25 protein-coding genes, 2 tRNA genes, 1 pseudogene and 1 riboswitch are annotated in these 25,696 nt (G+C 36.9%); of the genes and pseudogenes, 6 read left to right on the forward strand and 22 right to left on the reverse strand.

What is annotated here, in order from left to right:
- Positions 1-27: 27 nt before the first annotated feature.
- The 4 genes from mgtA to trpS all read right to left on the reverse strand — a co-directional run bounded on the left by mgtA (position 28) and on the right by trpS (position 5,125).
- Entirely contained in the window at positions 28-2,718 is a 2,691-nt protein-coding gene (mgtA, locus tag H3T47_RS03735; RefSeq protein WP_199282599.1) for a magnesium-translocating P-type ATPase, read from the reverse strand.
- 92 nt (positions 2,719-2,810) lie between these two features.
- Positions 2,811-2,976: riboswitch (M-box (ykoK) riboswitch) on the reverse strand.
- A 58-nt stretch (positions 2,977-3,034) separates the two neighbouring features.
- Positions 3,035-3,634 (reverse strand): hypothetical protein, encoded by a 600-nt coding sequence (locus H3T47_RS03740; protein ID WP_046327571.1) that lies wholly within the window; start codon positions 3,632-3,634, stop codon positions 3,035-3,037.
- On the reverse strand, positions 3,621-4,100 hold the full coding sequence (locus H3T47_RS03745; protein WP_038524032.1) for a deaminase: 480 nt from the start codon (positions 4,098-4,100) through the stop codon (positions 3,621-3,623). The genes H3T47_RS03740 and H3T47_RS03745 overlap by 14 nt, the downstream gene beginning before the upstream one ends.
- A gap of 5 nt (positions 4,101-4,105) precedes the next feature.
- Positions 4,106-5,125, reverse strand: a complete 1,020-nt coding sequence (trpS, locus tag H3T47_RS03750) for a tryptophan--tRNA ligase (RefSeq protein WP_038525044.1) — start codon at positions 5,123-5,125, stop codon at positions 4,106-4,108.
- Positions 5,126-5,221: 96 nt separating this feature from the next.
- Here trpS and H3T47_RS03755 point away from each other — a divergent pair, with 96 nt between their 5' ends.
- On the forward strand, positions 5,222-5,827 hold the full coding sequence (locus H3T47_RS03755; protein ID WP_199282600.1) for an SOS response-associated peptidase family protein: 606 nt from the start codon (positions 5,222-5,224) through the stop codon (positions 5,825-5,827).
- A gap of 187 nt (positions 5,828-6,014) precedes the next feature.
- A tRNA-Gly gene (locus H3T47_RS03760) sits at positions 6,015-6,085 on the forward strand.
- Between the two features lie 316 nt (positions 6,086-6,401).
- Here H3T47_RS03760 and H3T47_RS03765 read toward each other — a convergent pair.
- From H3T47_RS03765 to greA, 4 genes are all read right to left on the reverse strand, one after another.
- Complete coding sequence (locus tag H3T47_RS03765) at positions 6,402-7,064, reverse strand: CPBP family intramembrane glutamic endopeptidase (RefSeq protein ID WP_109918744.1); 663 nt, start codon at positions 7,062-7,064, stop codon at positions 6,402-6,404.
- An 87-nt stretch (positions 7,065-7,151) separates the two neighbouring features.
- Positions 7,152-7,508 (reverse strand): hypothetical protein, encoded by a 357-nt coding sequence (locus H3T47_RS03770; protein WP_046327574.1) that lies wholly within the window; start codon positions 7,506-7,508, stop codon positions 7,152-7,154.
- A complete protein-coding gene (locus tag H3T47_RS03775) occupies positions 7,501-8,814 on the reverse strand; it encodes a Y-family DNA polymerase (RefSeq protein ID WP_199282601.1) in 1,314 nt (437 codons plus the stop codon). Before H3T47_RS03775 ends, H3T47_RS03770 begins: the two co-directional genes overlap by 8 nt.
- A 78-nt stretch (positions 8,815-8,892) precedes the next feature.
- Positions 8,893-9,354 (reverse strand): transcription elongation factor GreA, encoded by a 462-nt coding sequence (gene greA / locus H3T47_RS03780; RefSeq protein WP_199282602.1) that lies wholly within the window; start codon positions 9,352-9,354, stop codon positions 8,893-8,895.
- A 209-nt stretch (positions 9,355-9,563) separates the two neighbouring features.
- On the opposite strand from greA, the gene H3T47_RS03785 reads away from it, so the two are divergent.
- The 3 genes and pseudogenes from H3T47_RS03785 (at position 9,564) to H3T47_RS03795 (ending at position 11,944) form a co-directional block, all read left to right on the forward strand.
- The gene (locus tag H3T47_RS03785) at positions 9,564-9,986 is read left to right on the forward strand and encodes an Hsp20/alpha crystallin family protein (protein WP_034978036.1); all 423 of its coding nucleotides are present in this window, start codon (positions 9,564-9,566) and stop codon (positions 9,984-9,986) included.
- Positions 9,987-10,433: 447 nt separating this feature from the next.
- Positions 10,434-10,535 (forward strand): annotated as a pseudogene (locus H3T47_RS09410) (SHOCT domain-containing protein); the annotation flags it as partial.
- 92 nt (positions 10,536-10,627) lie between these two features.
- On the forward strand, positions 10,628-11,944 hold the full coding sequence (locus tag H3T47_RS03795) for a C1 family peptidase (protein WP_046327577.1): 1,317 nt from the start codon (positions 10,628-10,630) through the stop codon (positions 11,942-11,944).
- A gap of 68 nt (positions 11,945-12,012) precedes the next feature.
- On the opposite strand, the gene H3T47_RS03800 is transcribed toward H3T47_RS03795, so the two are convergent.
- From H3T47_RS03800 to H3T47_RS03830, 7 genes are all read right to left on the reverse strand, one after another.
- Positions 12,013-12,951, reverse strand: a complete 939-nt coding sequence (locus tag H3T47_RS03800) for a nucleoside hydrolase (protein ID WP_109918750.1) — start codon at positions 12,949-12,951, stop codon at positions 12,013-12,015.
- Between the two features lie 8 nt (positions 12,952-12,959).
- Complete coding sequence (locus H3T47_RS03805) at positions 12,960-13,916, reverse strand: ABC transporter permease (RefSeq protein ID WP_199282604.1); 957 nt, start codon at positions 13,914-13,916, stop codon at positions 12,960-12,962.
- Complete coding sequence (locus H3T47_RS03810) at positions 13,916-15,061, reverse strand: ABC transporter permease (protein WP_052059678.1); 1,146 nt, start codon at positions 15,059-15,061, stop codon at positions 13,916-13,918. Before H3T47_RS03810 ends, H3T47_RS03805 begins: the two co-directional genes overlap by 1 nt.
- Positions 15,054-16,589 carry an ABC transporter ATP-binding protein gene (locus H3T47_RS03815; RefSeq protein ID WP_305067076.1) on the reverse strand — a complete coding sequence of 512 codons (1,536 nt, stop codon included), beginning with the start codon at positions 16,587-16,589 and terminating at the stop codon, positions 15,054-15,056. Before H3T47_RS03815 ends, H3T47_RS03810 begins: the two co-directional genes overlap by 8 nt.
- 74 nt (positions 16,590-16,663) lie before the next feature.
- On the reverse strand, positions 16,664-17,734 hold the full coding sequence (locus tag H3T47_RS03820) for a BMP family protein (protein ID WP_038524069.1): 1,071 nt from the start codon (positions 17,732-17,734) through the stop codon (positions 16,664-16,666).
- Positions 17,735-17,852: 118 nt separating this feature from the next.
- Positions 17,853-18,944, reverse strand: coding sequence for a BMP family protein (locus H3T47_RS03825; RefSeq protein WP_199282605.1), 1,092 nt, complete (start codon positions 18,942-18,944; stop codon positions 17,853-17,855).
- Positions 18,945-19,142: 198 nt separating this feature from the next.
- Positions 19,143-19,823: a TIR domain-containing protein gene (locus tag H3T47_RS03830; RefSeq protein ID WP_199282606.1), complete on the reverse strand. Its 681-nt coding sequence runs from the start codon at positions 19,821-19,823 to the stop codon at positions 19,143-19,145.
- Between the two features lie 184 nt (positions 19,824-20,007).
- Between H3T47_RS03830 and H3T47_RS03835 the strand changes: the two genes are divergently transcribed.
- Entirely contained in the window at positions 20,008-20,541 is a 534-nt protein-coding gene (locus H3T47_RS03835) for a methylated-DNA--[protein]-cysteine S-methyltransferase (RefSeq protein ID WP_199282607.1), read from the forward strand.
- Between the two features lie 34 nt (positions 20,542-20,575).
- Here H3T47_RS03835 and H3T47_RS03840 read toward each other — a convergent pair whose 3' ends face one another.
- From H3T47_RS03840 to tyrS, 7 genes are all read right to left on the reverse strand, one after another.
- Entirely contained in the window at positions 20,576-21,229 is a 654-nt protein-coding gene (locus H3T47_RS03840) for an HD domain-containing protein (RefSeq protein WP_109918756.1), read from the reverse strand.
- Between the two features lie 325 nt (positions 21,230-21,554).
- Complete coding sequence (locus H3T47_RS03845; protein ID WP_199282608.1) at positions 21,555-22,145, reverse strand: RNase H family protein; 591 nt, start codon at positions 22,143-22,145, stop codon at positions 21,555-21,557.
- A 43-nt stretch (positions 22,146-22,188) separates the two neighbouring features.
- Positions 22,189-23,034, reverse strand: a complete 846-nt coding sequence (locus H3T47_RS03850; RefSeq protein ID WP_199282609.1) for a hypothetical protein — start codon at positions 23,032-23,034, stop codon at positions 22,189-22,191.
- 303 nt (positions 23,035-23,337) lie between these two features.
- A tRNA-Thr gene (locus H3T47_RS03855) sits at positions 23,338-23,410 on the reverse strand.
- Between the two features lie 63 nt (positions 23,411-23,473).
- Entirely contained in the window at positions 23,474-23,812 is a 339-nt protein-coding gene (locus H3T47_RS03860) for a heavy metal-binding domain-containing protein (protein ID WP_038524086.1), read from the reverse strand.
- Between the two features lie 72 nt (positions 23,813-23,884).
- Positions 23,885-24,274 carry an NUDIX domain-containing protein gene (locus H3T47_RS03865; protein ID WP_199282610.1) on the reverse strand — a complete coding sequence of 130 codons (390 nt, stop codon included), beginning with the start codon at positions 24,272-24,274 and terminating at the stop codon, positions 23,885-23,887.
- Positions 24,275-24,374: 100 nt separating this feature from the next.
- Entirely contained in the window at positions 24,375-25,640 is a 1,266-nt protein-coding gene (tyrS, locus tag H3T47_RS03870) for a tyrosine--tRNA ligase (protein WP_199282611.1), read from the reverse strand.
- Positions 25,641-25,696 lie beyond the last annotated feature (56 nt).

Here is a 25,696-nt window from a genome sequence, read left to right on the forward strand (position 1 = left end):
AGTTATTTAGCAATCAAATTCAATTTTCTAAATTAAAAATCTTTCGCCCTTGAGGTAGAAATGCTTAACCAGCGTTGTCAATAAAATATACATTACGAGTATAGCAAAAACTACCCACATAAATGAGATTGGCATTTTGCCAAAGCCCAACTTTTGTGCCAAAAATGAAAATGGGATTAAGCTACCAATAACACCTGCGCCAAATGTTGCCAGCGTGACTCCCGGTGCAGCGTGTTGCTTAATAAACGGCAGACGTGGACCACGTAAAGCATGAATGACCATTTCTTGTGTCCACAGTGATTCAATAAACCAACCTGTGTGAAATAGAGCTACGAAAGCAACCTTTTGTGTTTCACTGATTGCACTGTAATTTCCACCTACAAGTTGTGGACAAATTACAAAGAAAAGCAAAGCAAAGGTTAAGATATCAAATACCGATGATGTCGGACCAAAATAAAACATAAATTTAGGTAATTTTTTAGTAGACCATGTTCTTGGCTCTTTCAAAAACCTATCAGACATATCGTCAAACGGTAGTGCCAAGCAACTGGTTCCGTAAAGTAGGTCTAAGACTAAGAGCTGCAAAGGCAGCATCGGTAAAAACGGCAAGAAGGACGAAGCCACCATGATTGATAGGATATTACCAAAATTAGATGACAGGGTAATTTTAATATACTTCATGGTATTACCAAATACCTTACGGCCAATTCTTACGCCTTCTTCTAAGACGTTTAAATCTTTATGAAGCAGAATAATATCAGCAGATTCTTTGGCAATATCGACAGCCGTGTCAACAGAAATTGAAACATCGGCTGCTTTCATCGCCGGAGCATCATTAATGCCATCACCCATATAGCCTACAGTATGACCATTTTGCTTTAGTAAGTTAATAATTTTAGTTTTATCTTCTGGCGATAATTTAACAAAAATATTGCATTCTTCAACCATTTTTGCTAGTTCTTCAGGCTTTTTACCTTCAAGATCTGCGCCTGAATAGACTGTGTCAACATTTAGTCCGACTTGTAAGCCAACAGTTCTAGTAACAGCTTCATTGTCTCCAGTTAAAATTTTAACGTTGATGCCATCATATTTAAGCCGTGCCAAAGCATCCTTCGCACTCTCTTTTGGTGGATCAAGAAAAGCCAGATAACCGCATAAGATCAGATCATTTTCATCTTTGACTGAAAATTCACCAACTGGAGCAGGATTGCGCTTGTATCCCAACATAATAACGCGCAAGCCGTCATCGTTCATATCGTTGACTTTAGCCATTACCCTCTGTTTACGCTCAGGAGTCAGCGGTAAAATTTGTCCGTCAACTTCCAGTTTAGTAGCAACGGCCATCATTTCTTCTGAAGCACCCTTAGTTACTAACAAGTGTTTTCCGTGCTGTTCATCGGAATTTTCTACCACTACGCTCATTCGTCTTCTGGAAAAATCGAAGGGAATCTCGTCAATCTTATTGTAATCACGTTGGATCTCGCTGATGTCCAGTTCATCCCCCGCAGCCTCAATAATAGCTTTATCTATCAAGTTCTTCATCCCTGTTTGATAGTAAGAGTTAAGGTAGCCTAATTCCAAAATGCGCGGGTTTTCTTGTAAATTCAAATCATAATGACGCTCTAGAACTACTTTGTCTTGTGTTAACGTACCAGTTTTATCAGTACACAAGATATCGGCAGACCCAAAATTTTGAATGGAATTCATCTTTTTAACAATGGTGCCTTTTTTCGACATCTCAATCGAACCCTTAACCAGATTGGTTGTTACAATCACAGGCAACATTTCCGGCGTAAGTCCCACAGCAGTAGCAATTGAGAATATTAGCGCATTAATCCAATCGCCTTTAGTTATCCCGTTAATAATAAAAACTAAGGGAGCAATAATCGCGGTCATGATGATCAATAATTTCGAAACATTTTTGATACCAATGTCGAATGTTGTATTTTTCACATCATTATGTGAAATATCATGGGCCAATTTGCCAAACATTGTTCTTTCGCCGGTGGCAAAAACAATTCCGAGCCCAGAACCTGAAACGATAGTCGTGCCTTCGTATAAAATGTTGGGATAATCTAAATAATCTCTATCAGACCCTAACTTGGGTTTTCTGGTAGCAATTTTTTCTACCGGATTAGACTCACCATTTAAGGAACTTGACGAGCAGAAAAGGTCCTTGCTCGTCAAAAGCCGCATGTCAGCCGGCACCATATCACCAGCGGCTAGGCGAATCACATCACCTACAACTACTTTACTGGTGTCAATTTCTTGATCTTTGCCATCACGAATAATATCCGTAGTTACAGAAACCATCTTAAGTAAAGAATCTACTGCATTTGACGATCTGATGTTTTGGACAAAACTGGTAATACCCGAAATAAGCACCATTGTCACCATAATAGCAACAGTAGTTAAATCCTTTTCTCCCGCTGGTACAAAAATATAATCAGTAAACAAAGAAAGAGTAGCTAAAACAAGTAACACTAAAGTGAAAGGAGTAATAAAAGCCTCCGCTAAAAAGCGTAACTTAGAATTATGTTTACTGGTGGCGATAGTATTTGAGCCATATTCTGCCCTATTTTTTTCAGCCTGTTCGCTAGACAAGCCGTTACTGCTTGCATGCAACCGCGCTAAAGTTTCCGACCTGCTTTCTTTGGCAATTGCCTTGACCAGGGCCAGATCTTTGTTAGCAGCTGTACCATTTGGTTTTCTCAGCATTTCCCCCACTCCTTTTCCTCACAAAACAAAATCAAACAAACTAAAAAAGGACCGCCCATGCTAACCGCTTGGCGACCCTTTTTCAACAGGTATTATTATACTCATCGTTCAGTTTTAACACTACGTGACGTAAGCCTTGCTGCTAGCCATCTGGTTTTCGCCTTATATCGACGATAACTATTTGACCCGTTGGCATCTCTGGATGTTTCCGGGCGATAGCATTTGTTCACGTAGGAGTCTCACCTAACAGTTTATTTTGTTTTTATTCAATTTGCATTGTGAGTTTAATACATTAATCAGTAAAAAGTCAACTATTTTACCTTTTTCGGTAAAGATTATTTTTAAAGAAATAAATTAAACCTCCAACTACTAGGCCTAGAGCTAATGCAATCGGCAATGCCACCTTGTGCGGATGAGTAAGCTGGGCTCTTTCATTGCTGGACAAATCATACTTGTCTAATGAATACTGGTAACGCTGGTCAATTGTAGTTGCACAAGCCCTAAAAACGAAACGCAAACCTTCATTAAATTCTTTTTTATTAGTACTGCGCAACTTGTCGGATTGAGAACGAATTATATTTCCTCTAACATCAGCACTAAAAGCGCTGTGTAAGTCTTTACTGGAATAAATCTGCACATTGCGTTTTTTATTTTTGGTTCCTACTACAATAAAAACAGTGCGTTTATACTTATTCAATTTAGCAGGCGTTAGGTGATCGACGCGATTTACCGTTTTAACAATTATTTGTGGCTGTTCACTGGTCTGAAAATAACGATCATTTTTTGCTAAAATTAACTTGCTGGTTTCACGTTCAAGCAAATTGCTATTATCTTTAATGTTGGGACTAGTAAAACCAGTCGTTGTTAGAAAAACACCAATTAATGCTGTAAAAAAAACTAGTTTAGTTTTCAGCATCTTCCAGCTTATGTGCCAATTGCTCCACATATTCGCGATCGATGTTAATTTGTTCATAAGGAACCCCACAGTCTTTAAAAAGTTTGATTGCCAGCGGATTGTCATTATAATCAAAATAATAATTGATTTTTTTAATTCCAGCTTGCACTAATGCCTTAGCACAATTATAACAGGGAAAGTGTGTGACATAAATTTCTGTGTCATCTGTTGAAACACCATTGCGCGCACATTGAATAAGTGAGTTCATTTCAGAATGAATGGTGCGCACACAATGCCCGTCAACTAATTGATGACCCACATCATCACAATGCGGCTGACCAGTAACAGAACCATTATAACCGGTTCCGATTATACGATTCTTTTTCACTAAAACACTGCCGACTAAAGCCCGATCACAAGTTGACCTTTGGGCAATGACCAAAGCCTGCATCATAAAGTACTGTTTCCAAGGAATTCGCTTACGCATTTTAGTTACCTCTTAAAATAATTCAAACCGATGGCGTCCCGCACCTCTTGTAAGGTTTGGTTGGCCACCTCGTTTGCCTTTTTAGAGCCCTCAATCAACATATCATAGACAACAGATGTATCCTGTTCATATTGAGCACGACGCTCACGTATCGGTGCCAATTCTTTCTCCAACACCGTATTTAAGTAACGCTTAATTTTGACGTCACCCAAACCGCCTTTTTGGTAATCTTCCTTTAATTGCGCTACCTTATCCTTGTCAGGATCAAAAATATCAAGGTAGGTAAAGACAGTATTGCCTTCCACTTTGCCTGGATCTTCAACATGAATGTGCTGCGGATCAGTATACATTGACATTACTTTTTGTTCAACGGTCTTGGCATCGTCAGACAGATAAATAGCATTATTTAAGGATTTGGACATTTTGGCGTTACCATCTAAGCCGGGTAAGCGTCCTTCGCCCTTTTCAGGGAAATAGCCTTTAGGTTCAACTAAAACATTGCGGTTATAAACACGGTTAAAAGTCCGCACAATTTCACGTGCTTGTTCTAGCATTGGCTCCTGATCGTCTCCAACTGGTACCAAAGTTGCTTTAAAGGCTGTGATATCGGCTGCTTGCGACACTGGATAATTTAAAAACCCAACGGGAATAGAATCATTAAAACCTTTCTGCTTGATCTCAGCCTTGACAGTCGGATTACGCTCCAAACGGCTCACCGTAACTAAGTCCATATAATAGGCTGTCAGTTCAAACAAAGCTGGTATTTGTGATTGAATGAAAACTGTAGAAATTTCAGGATCTATACCTACTGCCAAGTAGTCCAGTGCTACTTGGATTAAACTTTTGCGAATTTTTTCAGGATTACGCGCATTATCAGTTAAAGCTTGCGTGTCGGCAATCATGATAAATGGGTGATATTCACCTGAGTTTTGCAATTTAACCCTGTTTTTTAACGAGCCAATATAGTGTCCCACGTGCAATTTTCCTGTTGGTCGGTCACCTGTAAGGATAACTTTCTTTTTCATCATAATTTACCTTCCTTAAATAATTAAAATCTTTTTAATGTAATAATTATATTAATTCTACCAAAAATCATGCAATGATTAAATACGGAGGAAAAAATGTGCAATCAATTTCAACTGCCAAGTTTAGCAGAAATTAAAAAATACTTAGTAAATGACTTAAATTTGCCTTTAGTAGAACCGGCAAGCAATTTGCCTCAAAACCAGAACATTTTTCCTAAAGGTTTTGCTCCCGTTTTGGTTTATGCTGATAACCAGTTGCAGCTACTGCCCAAATCATGGGGTTATCCTAGTCCGTATGATCAAAACAAAGTCATATTTAATGCACGAATTGAACGCTTTTTTGCAGAAAAACGGTCAATGTGGGATTCTTCTTTTGCCAAATCTCGTTGTATTATTGTTGCCAGCCAATTTTTTGAATCAGGACATAATACTTATTCTGCCGCAAATGGTCATACATACCATGAGCGCTTCAGTTTCAAAAATACAAACAGTGCATTAACACTAATTGCTGGAATTTATCAAAAGGATCATTTTTCAATGGTTACTACTCAGCCAAATAAGACTTACGCTGAAATTCATAACCGGATGCCTTTAGTTCTCGAGGCTGCTGAACTGCGCCAGTGGCTATTTCAGAACTTTTCATCTTTAGTTGATCGCAGCCAGTTAAGTCTTGATTCTGTTATGTTACCACCTAAAAAGTAATAACAATAGCTCCAAATTAATTCAAACAGCTTCTCGCTCCTATTTATTATTACGCAAATTGAGACTAGAGCTCTTAAAAAAATGATATTACTTTAGGAAATTTTTCTTCTCTTAGCTGCTTACTTGCAAAATTTTAAAAAACAAAACTTGGTTTCGAAAACGAAACATGGTAAACTGTTTGAGTAATGCGGGTATAGTTTAATGGTAAAATGTTAGCTTCCCAAGCTGAAGATGCGGGTTCGATTCACGCTATCCGCTTAATTAAAAAGCAATGACCATCAAAGTCATTGCTTTTTAGCTGCCGAATTATTAGTTACCAGCAATAAATTTAACTTTTAATTATAAGTTATTACAGCTATCTTTTTAAAAGGTAGTTGCACCTTTTCTTGTTAACTGGGTATAAAATGTGCAAGTAAATAGTCAAGATCTACGCTGCAGTCATTAGGATGCAATAACAGTTAACTTGTATTGCAAAAAACAATTTGTAGAACCTAACAGTGTGATAACAACTTTTGAATCGAAATTAGAAAAAGCCAGGAAACATTATTTCCTGACTTTTTCTAATTTCGATTACTTAAGTCATAATCATTAGGAGAACGCCATTTAATACTGCTAAATAAATTGGCATCCATAAAGTTTGCGTATAAAGGTATGACCAAGCAAAAAGGGCTCCAAAAATCACATTAATAAGTAGTAAAGGTAATGAATGCTGCCAATTAAGAAGACTGAATAAGATACCTGAAGTTAGTATCCCTAAAATTGCAGTTGAAACAGTGTTGCTTCTAAAAGCATAGTTAAATAAAAAACCAGTGATTAAAAATTGCTGCAATATCGGCAAAACTACACCAATGGCCACTACTAAAAACCAGTAAGTCGCTACTCCTTCATGGTGTAAATAGACAATTTGAAAATTATATAGTTTAAGCCTGCCATATGATTGGAGCCATGAAACACTAATTCGCAATGCAGTTACCACAACAGTCAGGCTAATAATTAAGCCAAAGTTGCTAAGCCAAGAACCCGCAAAGCTACGGTCAAAAAAACGTTGTTCCCTATTAAAGCGATAAATAAAAAACAATGAAACCATTAATGAGATAGTTGCAAATAAGATTAGATCCCAAATATGAATTGGTGAATTAGCAGTAACTAGCTTAATCACTCCGGCAACCATTAAATAGCTAATAAAATAAATAAGATAGCGTATTAAGTTGCCTTGCCTTGATGCTGGTGTATTCACAAAAATTACCTCTATAATATTATTTACTCTACAAGTTCCATATTATAGCAAAAAAAGTAGCCTAGATAAAATATCAAGGCAGATTTATTAATCTACACTAATATTATTTATATCCTCCAAAGCAATTTTTTGACCAGCAACAATAATGCCGTCTTCACTATAACCACTGACAAAGCCAACAATATCTGCCGGCAACTGATTGTCGTCATTCATAACCTTAAGCTGCAGGTGGACCATGCGGTGATTACCGTACGCCTTGAGTAGCTGCAAACTTATATCTTCTATACTCATAGTATCTTTAGCAGGATGCTTTACGCTGCGCTCTTGCTTATCTTTATTAATTGCCATAGTATGATCACTTAAAAAGAAGCCTTGCCACTTTTTCATTTTACGATCTTGGTAGTTTTTAAAAAAATCTTGGACAATTTTATCAAAATCATTCATAAGCATTTCCACCATTATGTCCGCCAACAAGACTGCTGCGTCTTATCGCCGTTGCCCCTTTAGACAGACTTGAGGCTTTGACTAAACTGGTAAAACCGTATTTTTTCCTGATTTTGTCAACAGTTATATTTATTGTGTGCTTTTTAATTTGCTGCGTCGCGGGAACAAAAAAGGTTAATTGCTGACAATTATCTGGTGCCAAGCGGCTACAATTAACCCCTAAAGCACGTACTGTTTCACCACGCCAGTTTTTACGAAAAAGTGCCAGTATTTCTTCAACCAACAAATCATTATCGTTAGTGGGACAAATTTTTTGCTGCACGTTAAAGCCCTTGCGACTACCATCTTGTTCATACTTAGAAAAGCCAACAAATAAGCTAAGACAGCCAGCTTGTAAACGATGAGCACGTATTCTGGCACCAACCTGTTCGCCAATTTCACGCAAAACTATTTCAATTTCTCGTTGATTTGTGTAATCACGGTTTAAAATCTGCGAATTGCCGTAATTCTTCATTATGGGATAATATTTTTCGCTAATAATGCTGCGATCAACTCCCCAGCTAATCGCAAATAGCTGTTCACCAATTACGCCAAACTCTTTTTTCAAAATTGCCGGATTAGTATGTGCCAGTTCATACATATTATTAATATGTAGGTGATGCAAGCGCCGAGCTATTCTTTTGCCAATCCCCCAAACTTCTTCCAAATCTTTAATTTGCCAAATAGTATCCGGCACATCAATATAATGCCAATAATCAATCATTGAACAGCGGTGCTTGGCTGATATGTCCATTGCCAGTTTAGCTAGCAGGGGATTCTCTCCAATGCCGCAAGTAGTATAAAGGCCTATCTTGTTTTTAATTTCTACTTGCATTTTACGCGCAACCAGATAAGGGTCATCTCCAAACAAACGCCAGGATTTAGTCATATCAATCATGCTTTCATCAATTGAGTAAACATGGATATCTTCATCAGCAGCATACTTTTGAAAAATTGCCAATACCTGCATGCTGCGCTTGATGTATAAATTCATATGTGGCTCTACCAAAATTAAATCTGGTGCTTCTTTTTTCGTAGGTAGATCCCGGACTCTCATGACGTTAGTCAACCCATACTTTTTCTTCGCTAAAGGTGAGGCCGCCATAATTAGACCTGAGCCATAATTTGTATGCGGCTGATGCGAAACAACCGCTAATACAGCTTTCATCGGATTTAATCCTAATTGCAGGGCCTCACAGCTAGCAAAGAATGACTTGTTATCAATCATGAAAATCAAACGGTGCGGCTCATAACGATAATCATACATTGCTTTCACTTCCTATTGCAAACCTGTGTTCGCTAAAATAAATTATACAAACACAAGTTCGAATAATCAAGCGGAAAATTAGTCAATTTTTTCAATAGTAACTTGATATTCACCAGCCGGTGCAGCAACACTGACGGTTTTACCAACTTCTTTTTTCATGATTGCCTGCCCTAACGGCGAATCAAACGCAACTTTTCCAGCAGCAATATCAGCTTCCATACGACCGACAATTTGATATGTTTCAGTTTCTGGGTCATCAGCAAATTTTAGTGTGACTGTCTTGCCCAAATCTACTTTGCCATCAGCCTTTTTTTCAATGATTTCGGCATATTTCAATTGCTTTTCCAAATAACGCAGGCGACTTTGAAGGTGACCTAAATCACGTTTTGCTTCCGTATACTCAGTATTTTCCGATAAGTCACCTAGTGAGCGTGCTTCCTGCAAAATTTTAATTCTTCGCGGTCGGTCCTTTTTCAAATCAGCAATTTCATCTTTAATTTTTTGATAGCCCTGTGGTGTCATTTTTTGATAATAAGCCAAAATATTTTTCTCCTATATTTTTGCTGCTAAAATTATCCACATGCTTAAAGCACTGTAATATTAGCTTTCTTATTTAATTTTTAGCACTCATAAAATAAGAGTGCTAATTATTTCCATTTTAAAAATCTGCATACTATAATAATAAGTGTCAGGAAGAAATGAAAGTCTTCTGATACAAATATATAAATTTTGAAAGGAAGTTTTTTACTATGGCAAATGATATGATGAATCGGCACAATGATTTATTCGATGCGATGAACGATTGGTTTGATCTTCCAAGAAAATTTTTTGACGATAACGAAGTAGCAAAATTAATGCAATCAGATGTTGTTGAAAACGACAAAGAATATGTAATTAAAGTTGATATGCCGGGAATGGATAAAGACAAGATCCACCTTAATTATAATAATGGTATTTTGAGTGTATCAGGCTCAAGAAAGTCTTTCAAAGATATGTCTAAGGACAATAGCATAATTCACCGTGAGAGAAGTGAAGGTCACATTTCACGCAGCTTCAGATTGCCAAATGTGGTTGCAAGTGACATTCACGCCAAATACGATAACGGTGTATTGACTATTACCCTGCCAAAGCAACAAGCTGGTGCAAGTGATAACTCAATTCAAATTGACTAATTGCTTTCAGTCATCAAAATATATTAACTCATTGATATAAGAGAAAGTCTATTTAAATTTATCTGAACTGTTTTTAAAATAAAACTTTTCAGAAACAATAAAATAAGCCAACCAGATTAAGTTCCGGTTGGCTTATTTTGTTTTTACCTGCTTTAAATAGTTTTAATCTAAGAATATCAATAATAATTTAACATAGTTATTCTTGCAGTTCGATTATTACTAATACGCAGTCCACTAGAGCAGAGACCACCTCACCTTTTAATCTTTTTCATTCTCAAGATTATTAACTGCTAAATTCAAATAGCCAATGGCGCAACAAATATTTTTCTTAACGATTTAGATAAAACTGCCGCACCAATTTTAGCAGATGCTATTAAAAGCATGTCGCAGAATTACCAACAAAGTATTCAAAACGATCCAGTACAAAATGCACCAGAAAATACTCAAGATATGATTGCAGCGTTAAAGCAATTAAAAGAGTTAGTTGATGAAGGAATATTAACTGAAGAAGAATTTTCGGCTAAGAAGAAACAAGTTTTAGGATTATAAAGTCAAAGTGGGTTCAGCTATTGAACTCGCTTTTCTTTTAGCTTAAAATATAAAGTAATTTAAAAATAGATTAAAAAAGGAGAATATATTTTATGGCTCATAAACTAACTGTCCAAGAACTGGAAAAGTTTGCGGAAAACTTTAATAAAAATCCGCAAAATCAAGTTGTTGCTCGAGCTGCTCAAAAAAGTGGTGTTTTAACAGCTGCTTACAATGATCGCGTTCAAAGTGAATTGACCCGTGTATTTTCAACCGAACTTGACACAGAAAATGTTACTAATCAACGCCAATCAGGTCGTTGCTGGGAATTTGCTACTTTAAACATTTTACGCCACAATTTTGGCAAAAAATATCACTGTAAGAACTTTACTTTCTCACAAAGCTACAACTTTTTCTGGGATAAAATCGAGCGCGCAAATATTTTTTATGACAATATTTTGGCTACTGCCGATGAGCCGCTTGATTCACGCACCGTTAAAGCTCATTTAGATGGTGCCGGTGAAGATGGTGGTCAATTCCACATGGGAGCTGCTTTGATTGAAAAATATGGCGTTGTGCCTTCTTATGCTATGCCTGAAAGCTTTAACGCCAATAATACTATGGGCTTTGCCAAGGCTTTGGGTGATAAGCTCAAAAAAGATGCGCTAGTCCTACGTAAATTAAAGCAAGACGGTAAAGACGATGAAGTCGAGAAAGCCCGTAAACAATTCCTAAGTGAAGTTTACCAAATGACGGCAATTGCAGTCGGTGAACCACCTAAGAAATTTGATTTGGAATACCGTGATGATGACAAGAAATATCATTTGGACAAAGATTTAACCCCACTAGAATTTTTGCATAAATACATGGGCGATGTTGACTTCAATGATTACGTTGTATTGTCTAATGCACCAGATCATGAATATGATAAGTTATATGGTCTGCCATTTGAAGATAACGTTGAAGGTTCTTATCGCATTAAATTCTTGAATGTGCCGATGGAATACTTGGAAACTGCAGCTGTTAACCAATTAAAAGATGGTGAGGCTGTTTGGTTTGGTAATGATGTTGGTGAACAAAGCGATCGTAAGAAGGGTTATCTTGACAGTGACCTCTATCAATTAAGCGATCTCTTTGGCGTAGACCTTAAGATGTCTAAGGCTGACCGCTTAAGAACTGGTGCTGGTGCCTCAACTCATGCTATGACTTTAGTCGGCGTGGATGAGGACGGCGGTCATGTTCGCCAATGGAAAGTTGAAAACTCTTGGGGTGAAAAGAACGGTGACAAAGGTTTCTTCGTCATGAACAACGACTGGTTTAAAGATTATGTTTACGAAGTTGTTGTTCACAAGAAGTACCTGACTCCAGAACAAGTAGCTATTGCCGAAGGTCCTATTACAGACTTACCAGCTTGGGACTCACTTGCTTAAGCTAAGCTATAACTAATAAAAAGACGAAATTCAAACACGAATTTCGTCTTTTTTGTTACAAATATTAATTACTTACTTCGTAGTAATAATTCATCAAATTTCTTAAAGAATAGCTTTTTATCAGCTTTAGTAACTAAAGTGATTTCCCGACCATTAGGATCATCTTCCATACGGCCAGCAGCTAATCCTTCCGTAATTACTTTTATTTGGTGCTTTTTACTTTCTAAAATCACTTCAGGATAAAGGACACTAATTATAGTTAAAACGTCCCAGAAGTATAACTGGACACTCTTAGTTGGAGGATTAACTAAAAGGCAATAGCCTTGCGCAACTAAATCAGCAGCTGGATATTCACGTAAGCTGGCCCAATGCATTCTTATCTCATCTGTTAGTGGCAGTTCTTCACTGCTTTCAAGACCTACAATTTGTATTGGAATATTAGATTGCAATACTCTTTCAAGTGCAAATGGATCCCAAAAGGTATTCCAGTCTTGTGTACCATCAGCGTTAACTTGAATAACATTACCATGTCCATCAAGCGCTCCACCCATCCAATACAGTTTTTCAATGTTATCTGCAATTTTAGGATTAGTTTCTAAAGCGCGCGCCAAATCTGTTAACGGCCCAGTCATAACTAAAGTTACAGGTTGACTTGCCGCCATAATTTTTTCGACCATATCTAAATGGGCAGGCTTTTCTGCCATTTTAGTAATCATTTTGCCAGATTGATTTAATAATGGTAAAAAATCAAATGAATAAGCAGCTTTACGCCATTCTTCTGGAAATTGGTTTACAGCCCGTGAATTTGACTTGGCAATTTCTATTTGGTCACCGCGTAAGTTAAATCTGTCCGTCATTTTACGGCATACTTCAACAGCAGGATCAACATAACCGTCAGCATCAATTGCACTGACCCCAATTAATTTAATGTCTGGAGCCAATAAAAGTAACAAATATGACACTAAATCATCAATATTACCGTCATGATTAAAATATATTTCTTTCATTTTTCTACCTATTTCGACTTAATATAATTTTGACCATCCGCTGCTGGAGCAACAGATTTTCCAAAGAACAGGACTAAAACTAAAATGGTAATTACGTATGGGGCAATTTGCATATAAACAGCAGGAATGTGGCTAAAGAATGGTAATTGATTGCCAATAATGCTGATACTTTGAGCAAAACCAAAGAATAGTGACGCTAGCATTGCACCTAATGGATTCCACTTACCAAAAATCATAGCGGCTAGCGCCATAAAACCTTGCCCTACGATAGTAGAAACTGAAAAGTTGCCTGAAATTGCTTCTGCAAATACTGCACCGCCTATTCCACCTAAAAAGCCGGATATTAACACGCCGGCATAGCGCATTCCATAAACATTAATTCCTAAAGTATCTGCGGCTTGCGGATTTTCACCACAAGAGCGCAGGCGTAACCCAAAGCGGGTTTTATATAAAATCCACCATAACAAAATTGACACAATTATTGCCAACCACGCAGGCGCTGAAGTATTTTGAAAGAAGATTGGACCAATGACAGGGATATTAGCCAAGCCAGGAAAGCTAAAGTAACCGAAACTTTGAGTAATATTTTCAGTTTGCCCCTTATCATAAATTGCTTTGATTAAAAACACTCCTAGTGGTGGTGCCATGAGGTTAAGCACGGTTCCGCTGATAATGTGATCAGCATGAAAATTAATGGTAGCAACCGCGTGCAGCAATGAAAAGAGCAAACCTACAATACCGCCGACCAAAAGACCAAGCCAAGGAGTTGCCTTACCAAAAGTAGAAGCAAAAGTCAGGTTAAACACAATAGCAGAAAAAGCACCCATTGTCATTATTCCTTCAAGACCAATGTTGGTAATCCCCGAGTTTTCGCTATAAACTCCACCTAAAGCTGTAAAGATCAGTGGTGCTGAATACACAAAAGTTGATGACACAATTAGCGCTAAAATTGAAACTAAATTCATTAATTTTGTCCTCCTTGAGCCTTAGTGGAACTCACCACCACATTTTCCGACTTTTTTTCTGTGCCCTCAGTTTGTTCTTGAATTGCCTTAGCCTTTTTGGTTTTAAATAAAAGACCAATGACATACTGAATTGCAACGAAGAAAATAATAGCAGCAATTACTATTGAAACAATCTCATAAGGAATACCGGCAATGGTCTGCATCCCTAAGCCACCAATTTTTAAAATAGAAAATAGTAATGATGCTAGAAGAATACCAATAGCCGTGCCCCCGCCAAGAAGAGCTACAGACAAACCGTCCCAACCAATATCCAGACTAGTTGTTTGGGTAAAGTAGTTTTGATAAGTACCAAGACCTTGCACAACACCACCTAGACCGGCAAAGCCGCCAGATAGTAACATAGACAGCATAATATTCTTTTTAGCAGACATACCAGCATAGCGACTGGCTGCAGCGTTCGTACCAACCGAACGGATTTCAAAACCAGTAGTAGTTTTTCTCATTAAATACCAGTATAAAAAGACGGCAACCAGAGCAATAAAAATTCCCGCATTAATCCGCGAATCACCAAACATTGAACTGAGCCAATCAATTTTTAAGCTGCCATTAGCAGCAATTGTTTTTGTAGTATCAGTGTCAACCCTTAATTGACCCGGCATAACTTGTTGCATTAAGTACTGGCAAGAATACAGCACAATATAATTGATCATTATTGTTGTAATCACTTCGTTGGTACCAAACTGAGCGCGCAACCAGCCGGCTACACCGGCAACAAGCGCACCGGCAAGAATACCAGTAAGCACAGCTAGCGGAAGCAAAATTACTTTAGGCATGTGCGGGTTGGCAAGAACTACCCAAATGGATGATAGCCAACCAGCTTGAGCCTGACCGGGTAAACCAATATTGAAAAAACCGGCAGTTGAAGCAATAGCAAAGCCGATAGCGGTAAAAATCAGTGGCGTAGCTTCACGAATGGTTTCACCGATACCGTTCATGTTACCTAATGCACTAGAAAACATTGAAGCATAAGCTTGAAACGGATTATAGCTCCAAATCAGCATGATGACAGCACCAACAATAAAGCCTGCCAAAATGGAAACAATTGGGACTAGGATTTTCTTAGTTTTTAGTGTTACTTTAAGCAAGTGCGCTGCCTTCTTTCTTAACGCCAGTCATTAATAAACCTAACTCCTCATCACTGGTGTTTTCTGGTCTGACTTCGCCAGAAATACTGCCATTGTGAAGTACAATAATGCGATCAGACAACTGCATAATCTCATCAAGTTCATACGATATTAGCAAAATTGCTTTACCCTGAGCTCGTTCATTTAGAAGTTGATTATGAATGTATTCAATAGCACCAACATCAAGTCCGCGTGTCGGTTGAAAAGCAATAATTAAATTGCTGTTGCGGCTTAGTTCACGGGCAATAATCACTTTTTGCTGATTACCACCGGATAAATCACTGACGGGCACTCTTTCACTTGTCGTTCTAATATCAAATTGCTTAATTAACTTTTGAGCATGTTCATGAATGACATCATAATGCATGACATTGTGGCGTGAAAATGGTTCTTGATAGTAAGTTTGTAAAGCTAAATTATCAGAAACAGAAAAAGGTAAAATTAAGCCATATTTTTGCCTGTCAGCAGGAATATATGACACGCCCTTTTCAGTAATTTGACGCACTTTACGGTTGGTCATATCTTCACCGTCGATGATAATTTTGCCAGAATGAAAATGCTGCAAGCCCGTTAACACTCTAGCTAGTTCATCTTGACCATTGCCATCAATACCGGCAACTCCCAAAATCTCACCAGCATGTAATTCAAAGGACATCCCTTTAATTACAGCAACGTTTTGTTTGTTTTTAACTTGTAAATTTTCAACTTGCAACATTGTCTTACCAACTTTTTCAGTTGGTTTATTAAGCTCCATGTTAACGTGGCGACCAACCATCAATTCTGCCAACCGGTTATTATCAACGTTAGCGACATCAAAAGTCCCTACGCTGCGACCAGCCCGAATAACAGTCACACGGTCAGCTGAACGTTCAATTTCTTCTAATTTATGAGTAATTAAAATAATCGATTTACCTTCTTTAGCTAGCTCATGCAAAATTTGAATAAATTCAGTAATTTCTTGTGGAGTTAAAACCGCAGTGGGTTCATCAAAAATCATAATATCGGCACCGCGATACAGAACCTTAAGTATTTCCACTCTCTGTTGCTGTGCCACAGTAATCTCACTTATTTTTTTCTGAGGATCAACATTTAAGTTATAGCGTTCAGATAAAGCTTTAATCTGCTGCTGTGCCTTTTTTAAATCTAATTTTGGGCCCTTAGTTGTTTCGTGACCCAAAATAATATTTTCTAATACGGTAAAAGATTCCATCAACATAAAATGTTGGTGAACCATGCCTATACCCAAATCTTTTGCGACAGTTGGATTTTTAATGTTAACTTTTTGTCCGCGAACCAAAATGGAACCGGAAGTTGGGGTCATTAAGCCAGATAAAATACTCATTAAAGTTGACTTACCTGCGCCATTTTCCCCTAATAAAGCCAAAATCTCGCCCTTTTTCAAAGACAGGTTAATATCGTTATTAGCTTTAAAACCATTAAAATCCTTAACAATATGGCGCATTTCTATTACGTTCGTCATATTTTCCATTTTATGTTAATTTCCTTTTTTGTAAAAAACTCTTTGCATAAGAATACACAAAGAGTTTTAATCAATAATTTACTTTATTTCTGCGCTACTTTTATTTTCCCTGAAACTACTTGCTGCTTGGCTTTTTCTACTGCAAGCCAAGCTTTTGATGTAAGATTACCCTTCATAATCGAAACACCGTTGTCCTTTAATGAATAGACAAGATGTTTCCCTCCGGGGAATTTGCCATCAGCTGCATCATCAGCTAAAGATTTGGTCACTACGTTTAAACCCTTTAGAACAGAAGTTAAAGTAAAGTTAGCCTTTTTACCATCCTTGGATTTATAGTTGCCTAAGTTTGTCTGGTCTACGTCAGCTCCAATTACCCAAACTTTCTTACTTTCCGGTTTAGTTTGATTAAGTGCTTTAGCTTCTTGGAAAACACCGTTACCCGCATTTCCGGCAGCTTGGAATATTACATCACATTTGTCGGCATACATTGATTGGGCAATCGACTTTGCCTTATCAGTTGAAGTAAAGTTACCGATATATTGGATGCTGACAGTTATTTTTTTATGTTGAGCTTTAGCAGCATCTTTTACGCCTTGTTTGAAACCTGCTTCAAAAGTATCAATGACAGCTGATTTTGCTCCACCAATGAAACCAACTTTATTAGTTTTGGTTGAATAAGCAGCAGCTACACCACCTAGATAAGATGATTCATTGCTCTTGAAAGTAACAGATGCTACATTTTTTTGACCAGGTACTACATCGTCAACGATTACAAAATTTTTCTTAGGATTTTTCTTAGCAGCAGCCTTAACTGAATCTTTTAACATATAACCGATACCAAAAATAGTTTGGTAACCAGATTTGGCAGCCTGATTAAAGTTAGGTGTGTAGTCAGCTGCACTGCTTGATTGAAAATACTGATAGCCTTTGCCTTGCTTAAGGTTATGTTCCTTACCGTAATCCTTGAATCCAGCCCAAGCATTTTGGTTAAAAGATTGATCGTTAATACCATTACTATCTGTAATTAAAGCGATGCTATCCTTCTTATTTTGATTGCCTGTTCCCTGTTTTTTTCCCGAACAAGCATTCAAAAGCAAAGTGAACGAAGCCACCATTATTCCTAATGACAAAAATTTCGTAAATTTCTTACCCATGATATTACCCTCCACAAAATACGAACTTTTCAATACCAATATTATAATAAAATACGTATTAATTCAAGATATATTTTTTTGTGGTTGTTTATAGGTAAAAATGTTGGCATATTGCGAACTATTTACTTGGATGAAGCGGGACTTTGATATTACCCTTAATAATTTCAGCGCGTGCCTGACGCGAATATTGCCATGCTTTTTCACTAATTTGTCCGCGTTTGATGGAAACACCATTAGTTTTCAAACCGTAAACTAACTGTTGACCACCAGGGAATTTTCCGTTATATGCACGATTAGAAATGTCCCGTGTTGCTACATTTACACCAGTGATGACTGAAGTCAAAACAAAGTTATCTTTTTTACCATCTTTACTCTTGTAGTTGCCTAAATGAGATTGATCAGAATCAACCCCAATAGCCCAAACCTTTTTGGCAGCTGTTCTTGTCTGATTAATTGACTTAGCCTCTTGGAACAGACCATTACCAGCTAAACCAGAAGCATGGAAGATAATATCCGCTTTTTTGGCATACATCGACTGTGCAATTGCCTTCTCTTTATCAGCACTCTTGAAATCACCTACATATTGATTTAACAGCGTAATCTTTTTATGCAATTTTTTAGCTTGGTCATGAACGCCTTTAGTAAAACCGGCATCAAACAAGTCAATAATATTGCCGTGAGCGCCGCCAATGAAACCAATGACATTAGTCTTTGTTTCCGTTGCTGCAACTACACCTGCCAAATAAGAAGCTTGCTCACTCTTGAAATTAGCTGAGGCCACATTCTTTTGCCCCTTAATTACTTCATCAACAATGACATAGTTCTTTTTCGGATTCTTTTTAGCCGCTGCTTTAACAGCATCTTTTAAACTATAGCCAATGCCAAATATTGTCTGGTAACCGGCTTTACTTGCCTGATCAAAATTGGGCTCAAAATCTGCTGCGCTACCAGATTGAAAGTACTGGTAACCATTACGCCCGCGATTAAGATGATGATCTTTGCCATATTCCTTAAAGCCTTCCCAAGCAGACTGATTAAAAGAATTATCGTTAACACCCGCGGTATCAGTAATTAAAGCAATTGAGTGCTTGGCACTATTACTTGAATTATTGCTGCCACCTTGTTTTTTTCCTGCACATGCTGTCAGTGCCAGACCAGCTGCAACTGCCGCTAGACTAATGGAAAAGATTTTTTTGATTTTTGACTTCATATTTTGACCTCCTGTAAATATCAACAGTAATAACATACCATATTTAGTGGTTATGTCAAAGATAGGCTACAATATGGAGTATTGATCTATCAACGTTCTCATTTTTCATGAAAATGAATGTAAACTACATGTTATTCTTTTTTGTATACAACAAAGAAAAAATCCAAAATTTTCGTATAGAAATGTTTTAATCCATTGTTAATCTAATTTTTCTGAGAGATTATAATCTGCAATGCTATTTCTGATAGTGATTGCTTTTTTAAAATAATAATCCATATTTTTAATAAATTTATTCCACTCGACCACAGTTATATAGCTACTATTTCCGTGATAGACTTTTTTACCGGATACAAAGTCGACCATTGGTTCTTTGAGATTAAACATATTCCGAGCAATGATTTTGAAAGTCTGATTAAGTGATATGTTGCGTACCAGGTGTTGCTGGTTATTTTGGTCAATATATTTCCAATAGTTAACAAAGTAATTATATTTACCGGAAAAATTAGGTAGTACAACTGCGATAATGGCGTTAGGCAGAGTCCTTTTAGCTATTTTTGTCCGCGTTTTTAGTGACTGAGCAATCTCCCACGGTATCCACTGGTTTTTTTCTGCCTGCATGAGATCAACCATATTGGGAGAAATCAAAACCAACGTAATTGACGAATCCCAAATCTTTTTTGCTAAACATTTTTTGATAGCTTCATCTGTGAGTCCACTATAATCTTCATTGGCAATTTCTGCTTTATTTACGTCATCCCCGCTGAAACTAATTTTTTGCAAATAATCAACATAATCTCTGGGGGTCTGATTTTTACCGCCTTCTAGTTTGGCAACATCATGATCCTGATATTTATAAGATACAAAAATTTTATAACCCAATTTTTATTTTTCCTTTTAAATTAATCATACAGACAATAATCGTTTAAACCTAAAATTATTATATAGTAATTGAGCGCAACTATCAGTACAATATGATATAGCTAATTTACGCAAATCGACTTTTGGTATATAACCATATTTAACAAGCGATCTCTTATATACTTAACAAAATAAAGGATTAAGAATGACATTATATAAAAGTCTTTATCAATCTCAATTAGGCAGCATTACGCTATTAAGCAACCAGCATTATTTATTAGGACTATGGTTTAACGATCAAAAATATTTTGGCGCTGACTACCACTTAACCAGCGTTAAAAGTTCTGTTAATAAACCAATTAAACTGGCTTTAAATTGGCTTTCTGCATATTTTGCCGGTCAAAATCCTGACCCACAGACTGTTCCTATTAAACCCAATGTGTCAGTGTTTTCCCAGCAAGTACTTAAAGAATTACAAAAAGTGCCTTACGGTGAACTGGTTACTTATAAAGAATTATCCGAGCACGTGCAAAAAGGACAAAAAGATAAAGTAAATAAAGCACGAGCTATCGGTGCTGCGATCAAACATAACCCCATTAGTTTAATTATCCCCTGTCATCGGGTAATCGGCAGCAATGGCTCTTTAACCGGTTACGCTGGCGGTTTAGACCGTAAAAGAGCGCTGCTAAAAATGGAAAATCCTGAAATTAAATTTTCTCAGCAATTGGCTTTTTTATAAAAACGCAAAAAAGCTGCATGAGGCTACACGCAGTTTAAACATTCCATTCAGCCATAAATTCTGTCACATAATTACGCATAAATTCTGTTCTTTTTTGTGCTTCTTTTTTTCCACTAGCAGTATTCATTAAGTCAGCCAAATGAAATAATTTTTCGTAGAAATGGTTAATTGTTGTTTCTGTGTGTTCACGGTACTGATCGTGACTTACAAGCTTCTGTGGTTTAATTTTCGGATCATAGATCACATTGCCATGAGCGCCGCCGTAAGTAAAAGCACGAGCAATACCAATTGCACCCAAACTCTCAATGCGGTCAGCATCTTGCACGTATTCTCCAGATACTGGTAACTGATAGTGGTGCTCGATATTAGCGGAAAAAGACATATGTTGCATAGTAAATAAAATATCTTTAGTTTCTAACGAGGTAAAACCTGCTTGGGGAAGCAATTCTTTAATATCAGCTAAGACTTGGTCAGGGTTCGCACAAATTTTTTCGTCAATAGTGTCATGCAAATATCCTGCAGCTTGAATAATAGCGACCATGCGGCTATCTGTATGTGCGTCAGGATTATCCTGCAAATACATCTTGCTGGCCAAATGTGCTACCCGTTGACCATGATAAAAATCATGACCGGTTTTTTCATCTTGCAGCTGCTTTTTGACAAATTCAGTAACTTTAGTTAAATCCAAATTAATTTCCTTCCCAATCAGTAAATTATTTTTATTAAAACTAGCAATAAAGAAGTTTATATTACAATTTTCTTATGCCGATTGCTTTAAAAAATATCTCACTAGTTTGAACTTTTTAGAATGCCACCATATTAATTCCTGCTTTAGAGTTGATTTTAAGCCACTATTTTTGTTTTTTTGACTACAAAAAAGATAGACCTAAAGTATAGTAATCAATAGTACTTGCTTAATAGTCTATCCCTTTTTGTTAATTTGACCAAACTTTCTTTCATATTGGTCAAAATGCACTAACAAATCTTGGTATAAATAATAGTAGAATGTTACATTAATGTGATGTTTTATATCCAGTTTGGCTATTCACAAACTCTGTTACCTGATTCATACCTTCACTGAATTCAGGAGTTGATTTGGAATAAAACAAAACTTTACTCCCTGAGAAATAATCTTCAACTGCATGAAAAATAATTAACCACTCGTCTAGATCTATGATTTTTTTATTTTTTGATCTTGTCCATCTATTTTCCTGCCAACTTTTACCCCATTCTGTAATACCACCAAACAGATCATTGTAATCAGTAACAAAAAGTAATTTATGTCTATCTATTTGTAAATTAATTAATCCAGTCATTGCCTGAATAATAGCTTCTAAAGTCATTCTATTTTGTGAAAATCCTTTTAACTCGGTATTGGAATGGTCTTCATATTGCTTATCAGGTGTTTTAATATAATACATCCAAGCAGATTTATCATCACTTTTAGCTTCACTATTTCCATTACTGCAGCCACCCTTAACATATATGATTGCCGCAAAATCTTCATTTTCACTGCTGAAACCTTCATATGGCTGTAACAAAAAATTTTTTAAACCAATTGATTTTTCGTCTAAGTCCTTTTTTATCACTATTTTCTCGTTCATAGCTTTTTCCTTCTGTTCTTGATAAAGTTCTTACTAAAATTAACTACATATCTAACTTTTTATGAGCCGGTTTAAATTTATGGCTCTTAGTAATTGTGCCAATGTGATCATATTTAACTGTTGCCCGTTTAAATTGACTCAAATCTTCGGTCTTAATATAACTCACAACTAATTCACCATTTGGCACGTAGTTGTATAGCGGATAATAATTTTCGTAGGTATCAGTACCGTCAACTCTAAATTTTATTGGCGTAAGCCCAATCCAGAAGCCCTTATACTTACCACGTGTCTGCCCATCTTCCTTGAGGGTAACAGTAAAGGTGGCATCTTCTTTATTACTATAAATGACATTTTCTTCGGTAAATGCGCGACCATATTCATTATCTAATTCTGTATAACCATTCCAGGCGTTTGCCAAAGAACCAAGATAATCATGGACTGTAGCATGACCTTTTTTAAACTTGTAGCCATAAGGCACATGACAATACTCTGCTGGAATCATGTACTTTGTTTTTCCATCTCTGTTTTCAATATTGCTAATGAAATAACGTTTACCAGCAATTGTTCCGGCACCTACAAAAATATCCCAGTCATCAACTCCTGGGTCAGACTTAGTTCCTGTCCTTTTATGTGATTTAAGATAGCGATATGCTTCAACATTATCGCCAGGAACAAAGCTGGCATACCACTTTCTTGCTTTAATATAATGAGCACCAGGTTTTTTAGATAGCTTCTGTAACTTGTTAAAATCCTTGGTCGTTGCAACTGGTAAAGGCGGTAGCGGCTTGGCAGCAACTGGATGAGAATTCAAGCCAACTAGCGCAGCAGAGCCTACGGACAGCATCACTCCCACAATTAACAGTTTCTTGATTGATTTGATCTTCTTCATAGCAGATAAACTTCCTTACTTTAAGATATAACTTAATTTTTCCTATATTAGATTACATACCTAACACTATTAGTTATATAATTAACTAGCAATTTAAGCAATATAAAAAAGCAATTAATCACATTTATTTGTACTTTGCCTAACGCATTGTTCATCAAAAGCATTGCTGGCTTTAATTCTACTAAAATTTTTTACAACTTAGTGAAGGACCTAAATAGTTTTGGATAAAGCAATTATTATTAATAAAAAATAACCTTCACTTATCTAAATCATAATTTGATAAATTAAGGTTATTAAAAATTAAGCCACTTCCCAGATTTGAACTGAGGACCTCCTCCTTACCACGGCGGTGCTCTACCTCCTGAGCTAAAGTGGCAAAATCAAACTCAACAAAAAAGTATTCACTCTCGTGAAGCGAATACTTCAAATAATACTATATCTAGTCATTATCTGCAATAAATCTCACAGCTGTACCATAAGCAACAACGGATTGCATGTCGCCGCCAATCGAGCCTGAGTCAAAACGCATCATTACGATTGCGTCTGCACCTACATCTGCAGCACTTTGCCGTAACCTTTCCAATGCCTGACTGCGTGAATCTTCAAGCATTTTGGTATAACTCCGAATTTCACCACCAACCATTGACTTGAGACCTGCGCCAAAGTCTTTAATTAAATTTTTAGACTGCGTAGTTAAACCAAATACCTCACCAATAATTTCATATTTTTTACCTGGTATATTTTCGGTGGTTGTTACTAAAATATCACTTCGAGCCATTTTTTACTCTCCTATCAAGATAATTTAAAGTGCTTTAATATCAGAAAAGCATGTAATTTTAGCACTTTTTTGTCAAATTGCAGTTATTATTTTAGCGGCAATTTCAGGTGGCATTAAATTAATTTGAGTTAAATCAGCACCTGCCACCCATTCCGGCTGATAAATATTAGACTTACTTGAGCGTTCTTTTTCTTCGCCGCTGATTGCAGGTGCGACTATGTACGGTATTTCAGTGTAAAAGAATTCTTCTTTTGCTTCACTTGTAAAAAAATGCCTTAGAGCAGCTGGCTTTAATTGAAGATCCAATTCCTCTCCTATTTCCCTGATTGCAGTAGCCACTGGAGTTTCATTTTCTTCTGCGCCACCACCTGGAACCACCCAGTAATCACGCCCATTTTTAAACCTGTGGATCAATAAAAATGCTTTATGTTCTGGATTATAAAGTATTACCCGTGCACGCATTTTTCCCTCCTAAATTAAAAAATGATGTGTTTCTTATTATACTCCCTTAATTGGAATCAAAAAAGAGGCAGTTGCGAAAATAGCAACTGCCTCTTTTAGACTAATCTTTAATTGTAACTAAAGTGTATTTTCTTTTACCTTTGCGAATAATGACATATTTACCATCAAATGCTCTAGAAGGATCAACTTCAAAATCTACCGACTGCTCACGGTCTCCGTTCACATAAATTGCTCCATTTGTCACATCTTCACGAGCTTGACGCTTGGAAGATTCGATTTGGGTATCAACTAAGAAGTCCACAATATTTTGGCTCTGAGACGATGTCTCAGCCGTTGGCGCGCTCTTTAGCCCTTCCTCAATTTGCTTGACCGACAAATTCTTAATATCACCGGAAAACAGTGCGTCGGTAATCATTTCTGCTTCTTTTAAGCCTTCTTCACCGTGAACAAATTTTGTTACTTCTCTGGCGAGTGTCTTTTGCGCTGTTCGCTTCCACGGCTCTGATTTGACTTGCTCTGCCAGATCGTCTATTTCTTCATGGCTAAGGAAAGTAAAGTATTTCAAATATTTAACTACATCCCGATCATCTTGATTGATCCAGAATTGATAAAATTCATAAGGGCTGGTTTTTTCAGGATCAAGCCAAACAGCTCCACCAGCAGATTTACCAAACTTGGTACCGTCAGCTTTCAACATTAATGGGATCGTTAAACCAAATGCCTGTCTGTCTGAACCCATCAACTTGTGAATTAGGTCAATTCCTGCTGTAATATTGCCCCATTGGTCACTACCACCAATTTGCATTTGGACACCATAGTTTTTATTCAATTGGTAAAAATCAATAGCCTGTAAAATTTGGTAAGAAAATTCGGTAAAGGAAATACCATTTTCCAAGCGGCTGGCAACTACATCCTTATTAATCATGTTGTTCACTTGGAAGTGTTTACCATATTCACGTAAAAATTCGATTAGACTTAATTTATCAAGCCATTCTGCATTATTAACGATTTCAAAGTTTTCAGTACCAAACAATTTTTCCATTTGCTTGGTAAGAGCTACTTCGTTTTCATGCAATTTTTCAGCACTAAGAAGTACCCGCTCGGATTTGCGTCCTGAAGGATCACCAATTGTTCCTGTACCACCACCAATAACAATCACAGGGTGATAGCCCGCAAGTTGGAACCTTTTCAAAATCATGAAGGGAATAAGGTGACCAATATGAAGGGAATCACCTGTAGGATCGGTACCACAATATAGTGCCAAGTTATCATGTTCTTGCAAATATTTAGTCAGTCCAGCTTCATCAGTCTGCTGGTTAATAGCTCCACGCCAATTTAAATCTTCTAAAATATCAAAGTTTGCCATCTTTTTCCTCCAACAAAAAAGTCCCTAGATTCAATTGATGAATCTAGGGACGACTA

Origin of the sequence: Lactobacillus sp. W8093 (genome assembly GCF_016100925.1) — a bacterium.
In the GTDB taxonomy this organism is placed as follows: Bacteria; Bacillota; Bacilli; order Lactobacillales; family Lactobacillaceae; genus Lactobacillus; species Lactobacillus helsingborgensis.

Bases quoted from the DNA above. Each gene is read 5' to 3' on its own strand.
- H3T47_RS03805 (WP_199282604.1), bottom strand. From the start codon at position 13,916: ATGAATTTAGTTTCAATTTTAGCGCTAATTGTGTCATCAACTTTTGTG.
- H3T47_RS03845 (WP_199282608.1), bottom strand. From the start codon at position 22,145: ATGAACGAGAAAATAGTGATAAAAAAGGACTTAGACGAAAAATCAATT.
- H3T47_RS03795 (WP_046327577.1), top strand. From the start codon at position 10,628: ATGGCTCATAAACTAACTGTCCAAGAACTGGAAAAGTTTGCGGAAAAC.
- H3T47_RS03860 (WP_038524086.1), bottom strand. From the start codon at position 23,812: ATGGCTCGAAGTGATATTTTAGTAACAACCACCGAAAATATACCAGGT.
- H3T47_RS03800 (WP_109918750.1), bottom strand. From the start codon at position 12,951: ATGAAAGAAATATATTTTAATCATGACGGTAATATTGATGATTTAGTG.
- H3T47_RS03865 (WP_199282610.1), bottom strand. From the start codon at position 24,274: ATGCGTGCACGGGTAATACTTTATAATCCAGAACATAAAGCATTTTTA.
- tyrS (WP_199282611.1), bottom strand. From the start codon at position 25,640: ATGGCAAACTTTGATATTTTAGAAGATTTAAATTGGCGTGGAGCTATT.
- H3T47_RS03770 (WP_046327574.1), bottom strand. From the start codon at position 7,508: ATGAATGATTTTGATAAAATTGTCCAAGATTTTTTTAAAAACTACCAA.
- H3T47_RS03785 (WP_034978036.1), top strand. From the start codon at position 9,564: ATGGCAAATGATATGATGAATCGGCACAATGATTTATTCGATGCGATG.
- H3T47_RS03815 (WP_305067076.1), bottom strand. From the start codon at position 16,589: ATGGAAAATATGACGAACGTAATAGAAATGCGCCATATTGTTAAGGAT.
- H3T47_RS03820 (WP_038524069.1), bottom strand. From the start codon at position 17,734: ATGGGTAAGAAATTTACGAAATTTTTGTCATTAGGAATAATGGTGGCT.
- H3T47_RS03775 (WP_199282601.1), bottom strand. From the start codon at position 8,814: ATGTATGATTATCGTTATGAGCCGCACCGTTTGATTTTCATGATTGAT.
- H3T47_RS03745 (WP_038524032.1), bottom strand. From the start codon at position 4,100: ATGCGTAAGCGAATTCCTTGGAAACAGTACTTTATGATGCAGGCTTTG.
- trpS (WP_038525044.1), bottom strand. From the start codon at position 5,125: ATGAAAAAGAAAGTTATCCTTACAGGTGACCGACCAACAGGAAAATTG.
- H3T47_RS03755 (WP_199282600.1), top strand. From the start codon at position 5,222: ATGTGCAATCAATTTCAACTGCCAAGTTTAGCAGAAATTAAAAAATAC.
- H3T47_RS03825 (WP_199282605.1), bottom strand. From the start codon at position 18,944: ATGAAGTCAAAAATCAAAAAAATCTTTTCCATTAGTCTAGCGGCAGTT.
- H3T47_RS03740 (WP_046327571.1), bottom strand. From the start codon at position 3,634: ATGCTGAAAACTAAACTAGTTTTTTTTACAGCATTAATTGGTGTTTTT.
- mgtA (WP_199282599.1), bottom strand. From the start codon at position 2,718: ATGCTGAGAAAACCAAATGGTACAGCTGCTAACAAAGATCTGGCCCTG.
- H3T47_RS03850 (WP_199282609.1), bottom strand. From the start codon at position 23,034: ATGAAGAAGATCAAATCAATCAAGAAACTGTTAATTGTGGGAGTGATG.
- H3T47_RS03835 (WP_199282607.1), top strand. From the start codon at position 20,008: ATGACATTATATAAAAGTCTTTATCAATCTCAATTAGGCAGCATTACG.